This window comes from Yinghuangia sp. ASG 101 (assembly GCF_021165735.1).
GTDB lineage: Bacteria > Actinomycetota > Actinomycetes > Streptomycetales > Streptomycetaceae > Yinghuangia.
This window is the reverse complement of record NZ_CP088911.1, coordinates 6,334,509-6,348,848: the sequence shown is the minus strand read 5'-3', so window position 1 is coordinate 6,348,848 and position 14,340 is coordinate 6,334,509. Positions and strand designations below refer to the sequence as shown.

At 69.9% G+C, this 14,340-nt stretch carries 15 protein-coding genes; 11 read left to right on the top strand and 4 right to left on the bottom strand.

From position 1 onward, the window contains the following. The first annotated feature begins 5 nt into the window (after nt 1-5). The 9 genes from LO772_RS27185 (at nt 6) to LO772_RS27145 (ending at nt 7,506) form a co-directional block, all read left to right on the top strand. Complete coding sequence (locus LO772_RS27185) at nt 6-743, top strand: ribulose-phosphate 3-epimerase (protein WP_231774658.1); 738 nt, start codon at nt 6-8, stop codon at nt 741-743. Beyond that, the gene (locus tag LO772_RS27180; RefSeq protein WP_231774657.1) at nt 740-1,504 is read left to right on the top strand and encodes an HAD family hydrolase; all 765 of its coding nucleotides are present in this window, start codon (nt 740-742) and stop codon (nt 1,502-1,504) included. Before LO772_RS27185 ends, LO772_RS27180 begins: the two co-directional genes overlap by 4 nt. Continuing rightward, the gene (locus tag LO772_RS27175) at nt 1,504-2,325 is read left to right on the top strand and encodes a hypothetical protein (RefSeq protein WP_231774656.1); all 822 of its coding nucleotides are present in this window, start codon (nt 1,504-1,506) and stop codon (nt 2,323-2,325) included. Before LO772_RS27180 ends, LO772_RS27175 begins: the two co-directional genes overlap by 1 nt. Beyond that, on the top strand, nt 2,322-3,476 hold the full coding sequence (locus LO772_RS27170) for an ATP-binding protein (protein ID WP_231774655.1): 1,155 nt from the start codon (nt 2,322-2,324) through the stop codon (nt 3,474-3,476). The genes LO772_RS27175 and LO772_RS27170 overlap by 4 nt, the downstream gene beginning before the upstream one ends. Before the next feature lie 21 nt (nt 3,477-3,497). Next, on the top strand, nt 3,498-4,433 hold the full coding sequence (locus LO772_RS27165; RefSeq protein ID WP_231774654.1) for a nucleotidyltransferase family protein: 936 nt from the start codon (nt 3,498-3,500) through the stop codon (nt 4,431-4,433). Further along, entirely contained in the window at nt 4,430-4,975 is a 546-nt protein-coding gene (locus tag LO772_RS27160) for an AAA family ATPase (RefSeq protein WP_231774653.1), read from the top strand. The genes LO772_RS27165 and LO772_RS27160 overlap by 4 nt, the downstream gene beginning before the upstream one ends. Then, the gene (locus LO772_RS27155) at nt 4,909-5,814 is read left to right on the top strand and encodes an inositol monophosphatase family protein (protein ID WP_443089325.1); all 906 of its coding nucleotides are present in this window, start codon (nt 4,909-4,911) and stop codon (nt 5,812-5,814) included. Before LO772_RS27160 ends, LO772_RS27155 begins: the two co-directional genes overlap by 67 nt. Further along, nucleotides 5,808-6,500, top strand: a complete 693-nt coding sequence (locus LO772_RS27150) for a dTMP kinase (RefSeq protein WP_231774651.1) — start codon at nt 5,808-5,810, stop codon at nt 6,498-6,500. The genes LO772_RS27155 and LO772_RS27150 overlap by 7 nt, the downstream gene beginning before the upstream one ends. 61 nt (nt 6,501-6,561) lie before the next feature. Continuing rightward, nucleotides 6,562-7,506, top strand: a complete 945-nt coding sequence (locus LO772_RS27145) for an aminoglycoside phosphotransferase family protein (protein WP_231774650.1) — start codon at nt 6,562-6,564, stop codon at nt 7,504-7,506. A gap of 90 nt (nt 7,507-7,596) precedes the next feature. On the opposite strand, the gene LO772_RS27140 is transcribed toward LO772_RS27145, so the two are convergent. The 4 genes from LO772_RS27140 to fxlM all read right to left on the bottom strand — a co-directional run bounded on the left by LO772_RS27140 (nt 7,597) and on the right by fxlM (nt 13,147). Beyond that, a complete protein-coding gene (locus LO772_RS27140; protein ID WP_231774649.1) occupies nt 7,597-8,796 on the bottom strand; it encodes a lanthionine synthetase C family protein in 1,200 nt (399 codons plus the stop codon). Beyond that, complete coding sequence (locus tag LO772_RS27135) at nt 8,789-11,602, bottom strand: lantibiotic dehydratase (protein WP_231774648.1); 2,814 nt, start codon at nt 11,600-11,602, stop codon at nt 8,789-8,791. The genes LO772_RS27140 and LO772_RS27135 overlap by 8 nt, the downstream gene beginning before the upstream one ends. A gap of 121 nt (nt 11,603-11,723) precedes the next feature. Beyond that, nucleotides 11,724-11,921, bottom strand: a complete 198-nt coding sequence (locus LO772_RS27130) for a hypothetical protein (protein ID WP_231774647.1) — start codon at nt 11,919-11,921, stop codon at nt 11,724-11,726. Between the two features lie 65 nt (nt 11,922-11,986). Beyond that, entirely contained in the window at nt 11,987-13,147 is a 1,161-nt protein-coding gene (fxlM, locus tag LO772_RS27125) for a methyltransferase, FxLD system (protein WP_231774646.1), read from the bottom strand. Nucleotides 13,148-13,599: 452 nt separating this feature from the next. Here fxlM and LO772_RS27120 point away from each other — a divergent pair, with 452 nt between their 5' ends. Together LO772_RS27120 and LO772_RS27115 are read left to right on the top strand one after the other, a co-directional pair. Further along, entirely contained in the window at nt 13,600-13,842 is a 243-nt protein-coding gene (locus tag LO772_RS27120) for a hypothetical protein (RefSeq protein ID WP_231774645.1), read from the top strand. Next, on the top strand, nt 13,814-14,338 hold the full coding sequence (locus tag LO772_RS27115) for a DUF6879 family protein (RefSeq protein ID WP_231774644.1): 525 nt from the start codon (nt 13,814-13,816) through the stop codon (nt 14,336-14,338). The genes LO772_RS27120 and LO772_RS27115 overlap by 29 nt, the downstream gene beginning before the upstream one ends. Nucleotides 14,339-14,340: the final 2 nt, after the last annotated feature.

Genomic DNA, 14,340 nt, shown 5'->3' with positions numbered 1-14,340 from the left:
GCCACATGTCATTCCTCGCCGAACTGCCTCGCGACCGGATGCTGATCGACGCGTCGCTGTGGTCTGCCGATCTCGGCGCGTTGGCCGCCGAGGTAGACCGGATGACCCCCCATGCGGACCTGTTCCACATCGACGCCGCCGACGGGCACCTGGTCGACACGCTGCTGTTCAGCCCGGCCGTGGTCAAAGCCCTGCGGCCACGCACGACCGTGCCGTTCCACGTGCACCTTATGGCCCAGCGTCCGGCGCGGCTCGCGGCCCAGTTCGCCGACGCCGGAGCCGACCTGGTCACCGTCCACGTCGAGGCGCGCGGCGCGGGAGACGCCGTGCGGTCGGTCCGTGACTTGGGCGTGGCTGCGGGAATCGCCTTGTCCCTTGGTAGCGATCCTGAGGCAGTCCGTACGTTTCTGCCGCTGGTGGACGCCATCGTCATGGTTAATACACCGCTCGGCACCGCCGGGACAGGCATGGATCCTCACGCCCCTGGGCGGATCACCGCTGTACGCCACATCCTCGCCACCGCGGATGCCCCGAACGAAGCCGAAGCGCGTACGGACAACTCGAACATCACGGTGTTCGCGGACGGCGGGATCCGCACAACCACCGTGCCTCTGCTCGCCGACGCCGGAGCCGACGCCTTGGTCGCGGGCAGTTTGCTGTTCGGCAGCGCCGACCCCGCCACGATGGCCGGTTGGTTGCACCGCCGGCCGCGTGCCGCCGCACTCCCCGGGCGGGTCCGGTGACCAGCGCGCCGCTGCATGGCTGGGTCGCCAGTATCGACCTGTGGGGCACCTTGATCACGTATGGGGACCGGACTGCCGAAGCCGCTTGGCGGATCCGCGAGTTCACCGCGGCCCTGGCGCACTTCGGGCACCCGATACGGTCCGAGACCGTGCGCGCAACGACCCTGGCCTGCCGGGAGTCGATCCTGGCCGAGCAGCGCGAGCAGGGCACGCAGCCCTCCGCCGAGACGCAAGTCAAGCGGATCCTCTCCAGGCTTGGGCTTGACCCCGCCGGCCACGATGAACTCGTCAAGGTTCTGGTCGTCGCGCATACCCACGCCGTCCTGCGGGCCTGCCCCGAGGTGTTCCCCGAAGCGCACCGAGCACTGGCGGGCGTCCGCGCCACAGGCGCCCGGCTCGTCCTGACGTCCAACACCTTGGCCACGCCCGCCGACGTCACCCGGCAGATGCTCGACGACCTCGATCTCAGCCCCGCGTTCGATGATCTGGTGTTCTCAAGCGATCTCGGCATCGCCAAACCCCGCCCCGATGTCTTCCAGGCCGTAGCCGTCCGATCCTCCGCGACGTTGGACCGGGTGGTCCACTTCGGCAACGACTGGCGAACCGACGTCCTCGCGGCGCTCGCTGCGGGATGCCGCGCGCTGTGGTTCAACCCCCACACCCGGCCACCACGTCCCGGAATTCGTCACATCCACCAACTCGCCGATTTGCCCGATGCCCTGCGCAGCATCTGCGCCCCCACCGAAGACCGGAGCCTGTGATGCCCGCGACCGCGCTTGCCGCAGGCCGCACAGCGGCCCAACGACGTCTGTCCGATCTCCTCTCCCTGGCTGAGCACGGCTGCGGGTCGGTGTACTTGGCCAATCCGGACGCCGCCCGCACTCGAATCGCCGATGGTCGCGACCCGGTGCTTTACACCGCGTACCGGGACGTGATCGCGCCGCGCGGTAGCAGCTCTGACATCTGGTACGCCGACCTGGTCGTCTACCAGGCGGATGATCTGCCCGGTGGCGAGTTGTCCCGGTCGATCGGCCACTGGAACACCCCCGCCCAACTGGAGGTGTTCCACATCGTCAGCGGCCGGGTGCTGCTGCTCACCGCCCACCGCACGTCCACCGGCGGACCCGACTTGCGGTTCCAGGTCTGCGGTCCGGGAAGTCTTGCTGCCGTGCCATTCGGAGCTTGGCATCTGACCTGCGCTCTTGATGGTCCCGCTGCGGTGTTCAACCTCTACACGGATGTTCCCGACCTTGCCCGGCCTCACGACCCCACCAGTCGGCACGCCGCCGAGAGCGCGACCGCCAAGTACGCGTCCCAGCCGGCGGTCGAGGTCACCGCGGTGCGTGCAGCAGACGACGGGTTCGCCGTGACCGGCTCCGCACGCGGGATCGGTCGGTGGGGGCAGCCCATCCCCGTACGTACCGAGTCTTGGCTGCGCGACGCGGTTCAACCCGGCGACCTCGCCGCGTTCTTCCGCGATGCGTCTCACACCGAGTTGAACCGACTGCGGCGACTTGCGGTCGCCTATCTGCCCGCCCACACCCCGACCCCCCACAGCACTGCTGCCGGGGGTTCGTGGTGACCGAACCGCTCGACGAACCGGTGCTCGCCCCCGGCCCAGGAGCGCATGCACCACACGCGGTCTGCTTCACCCAGTCCCGCGCCGCCGTCGTTCTGCACACCGACTGGCCCACGGCCTACGCGCACGCCCGCGACACCCTCTATAGCTACGGACGCAGTCCGTACGGACCTGCACCGCGTCATGTGCGGCTCGCCCAATCGCCCGATCTGGACCCGGAAATGCTCCAGGCGGTGTTCGACGGTAGCCCGGTCCAGGAAATAGGCCCGAGTCTCATCGCGCGTGTGCTGTTGCTTCCGGAAACCGGCCGGGCGTACTGGATCCCCGCCCACAACACCCTCATTCACGCGAGCACCGACGGCGCACGGGCCGTGGCCTCCTGCCGCGATGAACACGCTGCGCTGTACTGGGGGTTCCGGCTGGTCCGTCAAGCCATGACCGCCCAACTCCTGGCTGCCGGAGCGGTATACGCGCACTGCGCGGCGTTCAACCACAATGGACGAGGCGTGATGATCGCCGGTCACCGAGGCTGGGGCAAGACCACCACCCTGCTCGCCGCGCTGCGCCACCTTGGCGGCGACTACGTCACCAATGACCGTCTGCTGCTGCACGTACACGGCGGTGTGCTCACTGGGCATCCGTGGCCGACAGACCTGCGGGTCGGCGCCGAGACCCTGCGCACGCTGCCGCACCTGAGGCGTCTGATCCCAGACAGCGCACGTGACCTACCCAGCGACGAACGCCAACGCTTACACCCCAAAATCGTCGTCCAACCAGCCCAGTTCGGCCAACTCGCGCCCGGCGGCATCGTCGACGACACGGCCCGTCCCGAGCTGATGATCTGGCCCCGGTTGGAACCCGGCCGCCCCGACACGGTCGTGGAACGCGTTGCCCCGACCACCGTCGCCCAGGTACTCCGCGACACCCGCATGTTCATGACCGACCCCAGCGGCGGCCCGAGCACGCACATCAACCACTGGCTGTGGCCCACACCGCCAGATGCCGTCACGCGGCACGACATCGCGGTCATCGCCGATTACGCCGCCGACCTGCCCTGCTACCGCATTCGTACCGGCGGCGACCCCAAACAGCTCGCCCACCGCATCGCCGAACTCCTCGGCGTCGCCCCGCCCGACCATCGCGCCCGCCGCTGAGCGGCTGAAGGGAAGACTGCTATGCCGCAACGCAGCACCGACCATCCCCCCGACCCACTCCGCCCCGTGAGTGGGTCAGCCGATCGGCCCGCCGACCCTAACTCCGCTGTGCTGCGCACAATTTGCGCACCCGGCCCATCGGCGGACAGTGCGCTCGCGGAACTTCTGGAAGACCCCGACCTTGAGTGGGGAGCCCTACTGGCCACGGCCGTCGACAACAAGGCGGTCTGCCTGCTCGCTGACCATCTGGCACGCATCCCACGCCCACGTGCCCTTTCATGGCACATGGCCCGTCTGTTGGAGTCCAGCCTTCGTACAAACCGGTACAAGACGACCGTGTTCCGCAGAGAGACACTGCGCGTCCTCGACGCCCTGCACGACGCGGGCCTGCGTGCTCTGGCGTTGCACGGCATTGCCGTCGAGTCGCGCCTGTACGGCGGACGCGGCGCACGCCAGTTCAGCGACGCAGACATCCTCCTCGCCCCCGAGGACCACGCCCCGGCCATCACCGTCCTGCACGGGCTCGGCTACCGCGTCGCCCACCACGGCCGGGCGCTCGCACTGACGCTCGACGATCCGATCGTTCCTCGCGTCACCGTCGATCTCACCCAGAGCCTCGCTCACACCAACGACCCGGCTGAGCTTCGCCACTCCCTTGATCGGTCGATCTCCTGGCCGCTGCCTGACGGCTGTAGCCGCCTTGCAGTGCTCTCCGACCTGGACGCGCTGGCCCACCACCTCGCCCGTCTGGCATCGTCGCACCGCTGGTCCGGCTATGCGGACGCGATCCGCAGTTTCCACTCCTGTGGGCCCGACTCCTTTCAACTCCTGGCCTTCGTCCTACCGTCACCCGCCCGCGACGGGTGGGACCAGCTCCGTCGGGAATGGCCGGACTTGCCGGACGATCCCATCGCTGCGCTCCACGACGACGTCACCACGCGGGGGGATCAGCCGTGATCGTGCAGCTCGCAGGTCTTCCCGGCGCGGGGAAGACAACCGTGGCTGAAGCTCTCGCGGAGCGTCTGGGCGACCGAGCGGTGCACCTGGACAAAGACCGCGTCCGCAATGCGCATTTCGGCATCCTCACCGAGTACACCCGCAGCCAGGACGACTTCTGCATGGAACTCGTCTACGCAACTGCGGCATGGCACCTGAGCCGGCGTACCAACATGATCGTGATCCTTGACGGCCGGACCTGCTCACGCCGCTACCAGATCAACAGGACCCGCGAATTCGCCCGGTACACGGCACACCCCCTGCACGTCATCGAGTGCGTCTGCCGTGAAGAGACTGCCCATGCGCGCCTCGCGAGGGGCACCGACCAGCACCCGGCCGCCAACCGCGATTTCGCTCTGTACCAACGGCTCAGGGACACGTCCGAGCCCCTGGTCATCGACCGGCTGCGCCTCGACACCGACCAGCCAGTAGCCCAATGCGTGGGCCGCTGCTTGGAATTCCTGTTCTCCCGCGGCTCCGCGACTCAGGAGGTTCCCCTCTGACCGGGAAGCCATCCGTCCTGCTCGACATCGCGCGTGAGACCGTTTCCCTCGCCGAGGAGTACATCCTCCGCCACCGCCCCACCTGCGTGACGGTCAAGGGGGACCGCGACACGGTCACCGATGTCGACATCGCCGTCGAACGCCTGGTCCGCGACACCCTCAGTCGCCGTACCCCCGGTGTCGCCTTCCTCGGCGAGGAGGAGGGGGCCCACGGAGGCGACGGTCGGACCGGGTGGGTTCTGGACCCCGTCGACGGCACCGCGAACTTCGTACGGGCCCTACCGCTGTGCGGCATTTCGCTGGCGTTTATCGATCACGGGGCACCGGTCGTTGGGGCCATCACGCTGCCGTTCCTGTCCCGCCGGTACTGGGCCGCCGTGCGCCTCGGAGCGTGGCGCGACGGGGTCCCGATCCGCTGCGCCGAGATCAGCGACGCCAGCGAGGCCGTCATCGCCGTCGGCGACTACGGCACCGGTCACGATGCAGGTCTACGCAATGACGCCGCCTTCGCACTGCACCGTCACCTCGCCTGCCGTGTCCAACGGCTGCGCATGCTCGGATCGGCTGCGGTCGATCTCGCGTTCGTCGCCGACGGCACCCTCGACGCGTCGATCACCTTCGGCAACGCCCCCTGGGACATGGCCGCCGGGACCGTCATCGCCCGCGAAGCCGGCGCCCTCGTGCTGGACTCCGACGGCAGCCGCCACACACGCTCCTCGCGCACCACCCTTGCCCTGGCACCGGGATTGCGCGCACCCGTCCTCACCGCCGTACGAGCCGCCACCATCGGCACCCCGTACGCACCCATGAACCATCGGGAAGAGGAGAAATCATGCTGATCAGCTTCGAGGGCCTGCCCGGAACCGGAAAAACCACCCAGACCGCGCTGCTGCTGAAGGCGCTGCGCGCCGACGCCGTACAAGCGACGCACCTGCCGGACCTGCGCACTGTCGACACCGATCCTCTCGGCAGCGCGCTCCTCGAACTGTTCACGTCCTCGAACGACCCGTTTCTGCGCCACGGCGACGTCCTCACCGACACGTACCTCGCAGCCGCCGTCCGCACCCACATGGACGCTGCGCTTCTCGCACCAGCTCTCGCCGCCAACAACGTCGTCGTCGAAGACCGCGGCATTCACACCATGCACTCCTACAGCCTTGCCACCCTTCTGCGCGACCACCGCGCCGAACCCCGATCCGCCGTCCAATGGCTCCGCACGGTCGGAGCATTTGCGGGCCGCACCGCCGACCATGCACTTCTGCTCAAACTCCCCGTAGATGAAGCAGTCCGCCGTGCCAGTCACCGTGACCGCCGCCCCTACACCGGCGAGGAGCACGCCTTCCTCCATCACGTCGACCAGGCGTACGACGAACTCGCCGCCCGCGACGCAAGGCTGCTGCCTGTCGACTTGACCGGCCTGGACGCAGAAGAAGGCCACCAAGCGGTCGTGAACGCACTCTCATCCCGCCATGCCTGGCCCATCGCCCAGACAGGCGACTCCGCCGCCTCGGCAAACGTGTCGTGATACCGCCGACCGCCACTACGCTCGTCACAGCGTCGCCGCATGATCCAACTGGAGTCCCGACTTGCCGTCCTCGGAAACGAGCCCCGTCCCGACCCGCATGCTCGCCGACCTGCGGCGCGCGCTCGACACCGGGGAACACGACGACACCGAAGCAGAATGGGGCCTGCGGTCGCTCAGCGGCGCGCGCAACAACCACGCCTACGCCTGGACCACGCCCGAGGACACGCCTGCCTGCGTCAAGCTCTACCGCACGGATGAGCGCCGCCGTGCCGAACGCGAATGGGCAGCTCTTCAACTCCTCGCCGCCCACGAGATCCACGAAGTTCCCGCACCACTGTGGCTGTCGCTCTCATCGACCCGGCCCGCGGTCGCTATGACCTGGGTCAGCGGAACCCCGCTGCTCGACGCCGCCGACCGAGCGACCGCGCTCAAGGGCCTCGCTGCAACCACCCACAGGATTCACGCCGTCCCGCTCACCGGTCTACTGGCTGGCCTTGACCGCGTCGACTCCATTGGTCACTACATCCAACGACTCACCGACGTCTGGCCCGACCAACTCGCCGCCGCGTCCGACGATCCGCTCACCAGGCACATGCAGTACCTCCTCGACCGCTGGCACGCCAGCGACGACGCCACCCTGCTCAGCCGCCCCGCGCCCGGCGTCCTATCCCGCGGCGACGCCAACCTGCTCAACTGGCTCACCACGGATACCGGCACCGCTTGCGTCGACTTCGAATACGCAGGACGAGGAGACACAGCCACCGACGCAGCAGACCTCGTCGAGCACATCAGCGCGCGCACCACCGATGACGCCATCTGGGAAGAACTCCTCCCCGACCTTGGCATCACCTCAGCGAACACTCCACGCTTCCGCGCCGCACAACGCACGTGCGCACTGCGCTGGCTTGCCGTCCTGTGGAAGCAACGGCACCGCCGCACCGAGGAATTCACCAACCAGCACCAGCGGGTTCAAGAGCAACTTCTGCACGCGAAGCGCGCACGGTGACCTGCCAGAGCCCACGGTGCTGTCGTCTCCGACGTGACCCATTCACGCCGAGGTGTCCTCACGTCAGAAGCGCTGCTGCCGGCCGAGCCCTCATGAGAGCAGCATGACGCTGTCCCAACTACCTGATTTCCCTCGGGGCAGAAGGCCGGCGAAGTCCGCGAGGACCAGCGCCGTTCCGGACGCACCGGCAAGCAATCCAGGTTCGTGCAACAGTCGGCCGTGTTCAACGCGCGCAATGCCATACGGATGGCCGTGGTCAAATGCAGCAAGTGTGGCGGCCGTGGCTCTGTCAGCCAGCCGGTAGTGCCCGAGTCGGCGTGAAGCATGGAGGATGCCAGCGGTGCCGTGGCAGAAGGTCGGGCCTTCGGTGTCCCACGCAGCCACGTGGGTGGCGGCGAGTTCATCGAGCGCGTGAACGGCTACGCGTCGTGGTTTGTCGTCGTTGAGCGCCTCGGCGGCGGCGATGAGGGCGGCGGCGATGCCGGGGGTTCCATAGCACCAGGCGTGTCGGCGTCCCGGCGGCGCCCCCGATGGTTCGGGGATGTGAGGCGGCCAACTCCCCTCGGATTCCTGGCGTGTGGTCAACCAGTCGGCCGCGGTTCGGATGGCGTCGACTTGACCGGGGACGGTGCGCCCGGACGCGTGGGCGGTGCTGAGGAGAGCGAGCGGCCCGGCGATGCCGTGCGCCATGCCGGTGGTGGCCGCGCCCGGTGGAGGGACCGGTACCGGGTGTTCGTCGGCGGGGAGCCACCATCCGGGCCTGTCTTGGTCGTCGGCACTGACGAGAGTAGCCAGGGTGGTCAGCACGGCGGTAAGGCCGTGTTCGGTGTCGTGGCCGGACTGCTGGGCGGCCAGGAGGATGCGGCCGATGCCGGCGAGTCCTTTGATGGTGTCGTATACGGCCCAGGGCGCGCCGGGGCGGGTGCGGCGGCGTTGGTGTTCGGCGACGCCTCGGGCTCGGGCCGACAGCCATGCGGCAGCGCGTGCGACGGCGGGGCGATGGACGTCGGGGTCCGGCATGTACGGGGCGCCCAGGATGAGGGATGCGGCCAGTCCGCCGGGGCCGGTGTAGACGCCGTCCGGGGCGGTCGGGTGTTGGGCGGCGACCCGCCAGTGCTCGCGGGCGGCTTCGGCGAAGCGGGCGTGGTGTCGGGCGAGGCAGGCATGGAGAAGCGCGGTGCCGGCCAGTCCGCTCGCGAGCGATCCGGGTGAAGCGGTGGCTGCGACCACCACGCCTGGATCGCGGAGGCGGTCCGCGACCAGTAGCGCTGCCTCGTCTGCGTCAGCCATCCTCGCGCGTCCTGTCCTGTGCCATGGGAGGGACGTAGCGGACGAGGTCTCGGGCCAGGGCCCGCACGACGGGTTCGCGGGTCGGCCCGAAGGCGCGGTTGCAGTGCATGTGGATCAAGTCGGAGGCGCACGCGTCGGCGAACTCGGCAGGTACGACTGCGTGGTAGGCCGCCAACGCGTCCTGCCACGCGTCGGCGGCGGGCGGCTGGTGGCCGTTCAGGTGTGTCTTGAGCGCGCTGCGCAGCGCGCGGTCGGCGCGGGTGAGTGTGCCGCCGTTCAGGGCCTTGGCCGGGTTGGGTGCGTGTCGGGCGATGGCCGCGCTGTGGTGGGCTGCGGCGAGTGTGCGTTCGTCCGCGTCAAGGGTGAGGCTGTCGAGGACGAGGGTGCTGTCGGCGGCGAAGAACTCTTCGGCGGCTGTGATGGCGCCCGGTCCGCCGTAGCGTTCGGTCTCGCGTTCGTAGGGGTGCACGGTGACCGGGCCTGCGACGCGGGCCGTGTGTAACTGCGCGCACCACGCGGATATCCGGGGAAGCACGTTGGTGAGGTGTTCCGGTGCGCCGTGCAGGCGGATGCGCAGGTGAGGGCCCGCGGCCGGGGTCTGGTAGCGGAGCCAGAACGCGTGGCGTCCGGTCCCGGAGTGCATCTCCCGCAACAATGAAGCGAGTTCGCGCAGCACGTCGTCCTGGCGGTGGGTGGGGACGGGGAGATGCAGCGCCAGCCATTCGCTGCCCGGCAGGAACAGCCCGGCCCCGGAACGTTCGGCGGCACGCGGTGTCGGTTCGCGGCGGGGCGCTGCGGCTGAGCGGTCCAATAGCACCACCAGGTCCAGGACGTGGTCGCTGTCGGGGCCGCTGACGGCGGGGCCGCCGCGTTCCTCGATGACGGTTCGGGCGCCTTTGAGGACGCGGCGGCGTAGGAGTTCCCGGTCGGTCTCGTCGCGCAGGTCCAGCGGTAGCAGGCGGTCCTGCTCTTCGACAGCGACGATGTCCGGCAGGGCGGGGCGGGTGTCGCTGCGCCACATGTGGAGCGTCTTCTCCCAAGAAACGGGACGGGCGGCGTGCTCGACAAGCGGGTGCGGGATCCGCCATCGGGCGGGTGCGAGGGTGATGTCGCGGTAGCGGACTCTGGGGGTGAACGGGGCGTTTCCGGCGGGGCCCCAGGACCAGGTGTGCCACGGGCGTTCCCCGCCGTGGCCGAGCAGGAAGAGTGTGCGGGCGGCCGTCGGCAGCAGTTCCGGGGCGAGGCGGCTGAAGAGCACTGGTTCCACCGGGCGGCCGAGCGTCCGGGAGCGCACCGTGAGCCTGGTGCCGTCGGAGACAAGGAGGAGATCGTCCGGGGTCAGGTCGCCAGGGCGGGGCGGTACGCCCAGCGCGATGCGGGTCGGGGCGCTGCCGCTGTCCACCGCCAGTCCGGCGGCGCTGGTTGCCAGTGGACGGCACACGATCTCCGCCACGACAGCCTCCGCGGTTGGGGCGGCCGGGCGCAACTCCGGTTGCCAGCAGGCGAAACGGCCTGCCGCCGAGCCCGCGGCCTGTGAGCCGCCGTCCGGCTGCACCGCCACCGTCAGGCGCCCGGCTTCGCGGTGCACGCGCACGTGGATCTCCGCCGAGCGCGGCACGCGGGCGCGGTCGCCGTGGTCGAGTGCTGCGATCAGGTCCTCGTGCACCTCCACCTCGGTCAGCCCTGCCGATTGTGCGAGCAGCGCGGCCAGCACGCGGGCGCGGCGCGCGTCCAGATCGTTGCGTGCCCCGATGGCATCGTTCTCGTCCGGCGGGCCGATACCGGCGGCCGGGTCGATCGCCTCCAGCAGCGGCACCATGCGAAACGGCCCGTAGCGGTCGAGGAAACGCCGGTGGAACGGCGCGGCAGGCTCGGCCAGATGGCCGATGCGCCACAGCACATCCGCCGCCTGCGCGGCTTGGCGGCCCACCCAGTTCGGAAGTGTCGTCGTCAGGTCCGCCAGCGTGTCCGCCGTCAGCGGCCGGTCCACGGTCACCACCGCGTCCGCGTGCTCGCGCGCCCGCCGCAGCAGGCTCAGCCGTTCCGGTGCCCCGGGCGAGTGGGTGTCCGCGTCGGCCAGCAAGGCGCGCAGCGCCGCCACGCGGTCCCGGTGGGGCCAGTGGGCTGGGGCTCGCGACAGGAGCCGGGTGAGCGGGTGGTCGCGTGGATCATCCGGCACCAGGTCGGTCAACAGCAGTCCCTGCTCGGCCAGTTGCCGGGCGGCGGTCGGCACGCGGTCGGCAGCGTCGGCGGCCCGCGGGAACGCGGTGGCGAACCGGCCGGGCAGATCCGCGCCACGGACTCCGTGGGCGCACGCCTCCATGAGCCAGGTCGCCACGAACGTGGCGCGGACACTGCTGCGGCCGACCTCCCGGAGCACCGGGTGGGGGTGCTCGGCCTCCCAGCGGTCGCCGTGCCGGGCGGCGAGGTTGTTGGTGGTGAAGGTGACGGCGTCCAGCACGTGCGCCTCTGCCAGCAGCAGTGCGGCCACAGCCGCAAGCCAGCGCGGACTGGGCAACGTGACCGCGCGGTGCTCGGTGCCCAGTTCCAGGCGTTCCCCGTGTCCGAACGTCGCCGTCCCGACACCGGCGAACACCCCGTGAGGGGTGCTGCGGCACCGCGAGCGGATGTCGTACGCGCGCAGCGCGGGCGGGTTCACCGCTGCCTGGGCATCGGCGGACCGGGACGCCAGGAACACCGCCTCCTGCAACAACCCCGGGGCGGCAGGCGGGTCCTGTTCCGTATACGGCCGCAGGGGGACGCGGGCCATCGCGGTGGCCTGGTGGGTGAACACGCGGCGCGGCATGGCAAAGCCCTCCGGGGGAGACACGACGGAGCGAAGGTGATGGGGACGACCGGCGCCCCCGCGCACCGTGGACAGGGTGCGCGAGGGCGCAAGCAGTACTGGACGGTCGGTGCGTGGACGGCTATCGGGCGCAGTTCACGCCGAAATGCCGGGCGTTCTCGGGGGCGGCGCAGCCGCTGGTCGGCCCGGCGGTCGGGGACTCTCCGCAGCCGTTGGAGGTGTCGTCGGCGGAGTCGCCGCATGTGGCCAGGGCCGTCATGTCGGTGCGCGGGTCCAGGTCGAACGCGTGGTCCAGTGCCGTGCAGTCCAGGGCATTCATGGGTCGTTTCCCCTCTGTCGAAGCCGCCCCCGGGGTCGCCGGGGGAGATCGATGACGCGGCGCCGCTACCAGTCGGCGACGATCCGCACGTGCCGCTTGTCAACCGGAACCCCGGGCCCGTCGGGGGCTCCGGCGTGCGGGTAGGCACACAGCACCGGGGGCGGGCCGCCGCGATACTCCCGATCCCACAGGCGGATGGCCGCGGCGAACACTTCCGCGTGCACGGTGCCGCCGACGATCCGCACCCCCACCTCGTGCCCGTCCACGGCCGGACGGATCACCGTGTACGCGTACCCGCCGGGCCCCCAGGTCGCCGCGCTGGACCCGGGCAACGCGTCCGGCGCCGCCATGCGACCGCAGGCCGGCACCGTCGTAGCGAGAAACAAGTCCAAGAGCGGCAGGGCCCGTTCACCGCTGCGCAGCACCACCCCGCTCCACACCGTGGTGTCGCCGCGCGCCGCGGCCAATGCCGCCGCGTCCACCGGCTGGTCTTCGTCCACGTACAGCCGTAGCCCGTCGCCCAACTCCACGACGGTCTGTGCCCAGGCCCCGGCGCCCTGCATCGCGACGAACCCGCCCGGGTCGATCGCCTCACTACTGAAGCGGTGCAGCTCGCGAACGAACGTGACGACGCGCGGCAGCCCCCGCATCCGCAGGGGAACCACCAGCCGCCCGCCGACGCGCAATTGGTCGAACCATGCGGCCGGAATGTCCGCGGCCTGCACCGTCACGATCACCGTGTCGAACAGCGCAGCGTCCGGAACCCCGAACTCGCCGTCCCCGGCCACCACGGACACCGCGCCGTACCCAGTGGCTTTCAGCGCCTGCTCGGCAGTAGCTACCAAGTCCGCGTCGTACTCGACGGACGTCACTTGCGCGCCCAACTCGGCCAGCAATGCTGCGTTGTAGCCGGTGGCCGTGCCGATCTCCAGCACCGCCTGACCAGGCCGGACCGCCGCCCGCTCCAGCATCGCGGCGACGATCCCGGGTTGAGACGCGGAACTCGTCAGCCGACCGTCCTCGTCGCGTTTGGCGGCGACCACGTCATCCGCGTACGCCTCCTCCAACGTCGCGTCCGGCACGAAGACGTGGCGCGCGACCGTGCGAAGGGCCTGTTCCACCTCCAGCGTCCGAACGGCGCCGGACGCTTTCAGGTGCTCCACGAGTTCGTTGCGCAGACGGTCGGCTGCGCACGCGTGTTCTGCGGAGCGCGGGTCAAGGGTCAACGTGTACCACCGGTGGTCTCGGGAGAGGAGATGGAAATCGAGGCAGTCGGCGCCGCCGCATCAACAGCGCGCGTGCGTGCCACCGACCGAGGTCCGACGCGCTGGGAAGCTGATGTCCGTAGCGGCTCGCGCGGTCCCCCCAAGCCTGCTGCCCGCGCGACGACTTGAGCCACTCATGTGCACGAATTTCTACGGGAATCCCCCGCAGGGACGAACCGTGAGTCATGCACCGGCCGATGACAGTCGCGGAATCTGTGGCCGTACCGGGGAGGGGCAATCACCCTGCGGCCGAGAACTCGCGCTCGGCCCGCAACCTCCGTACGTCCGCCGGGACCCGCGGCGACACGACCTGCGACGAAGTCGGATCGACTTGGCACCAACGCTTGTGATCAGTCGCCCGATCGGGGAAGTCTGTAGAATTGCGCGCACATCCATCGACAACGGGGGGCACGATGGCTCTACTCTTCTTCGGTATCGACCCGGGCAGCGACGGCGGCGACTGCCCCGGCGTCTGGGTCGACACGGACAACGGGGACATGCTCTTTCAAGGCTGGGACCCAGACGAGGAAACCCAGACCAACTGCCGGGCTGACAACGCCTGCCCCGACACGGAATCAGTAGTGCGGGTGCCGGCCAGGATGGCGGCCATGATCCGGAGGGCCTGCGATGTCGCGGAAAGTGCCGCCGCTCGATGAGTTGTTCGCGGGCTGCGAGCGGTCAGCGGTGCACCTGGAGGTCCGGGACTCCTACCTGATTCCGGGCGAACAGCAGCAGCTTGCCGACTGGCGCGCGGGCACCCTCAGCACGGAGGACCGCGCCGCACGGTGGGACGACTACCTGGAGCTGACAGCCGCCACCGTCGCCCGAGGAGTGGAGATCCGCCGGTTGCGGATCGTCTCCGAGCCGGTGAGCGAGTACATCGCCTACGAACACGCCGGCACCGCCGCGACCGTCAAGGCCGGCGAACTGGTGCGCTGGCTCGGGCGCGCCCAAGCCCGCGACCTGCTCCTGCCCGTGAACGACTTCTGGATCTTCGACGGGCACCTGATCCGCTGGGCCTTCTTCGCCGGCGACGGCAGCGTCGCGAGCAGGCTGGTGGAGGACGCCCCGGACCTGGCCCGCCGTCTCCTGGACGCCTTCGAGCCCGCATGGGAACGCGCGGTGCCGCACACCGAATACACGGTCGCCTGAAC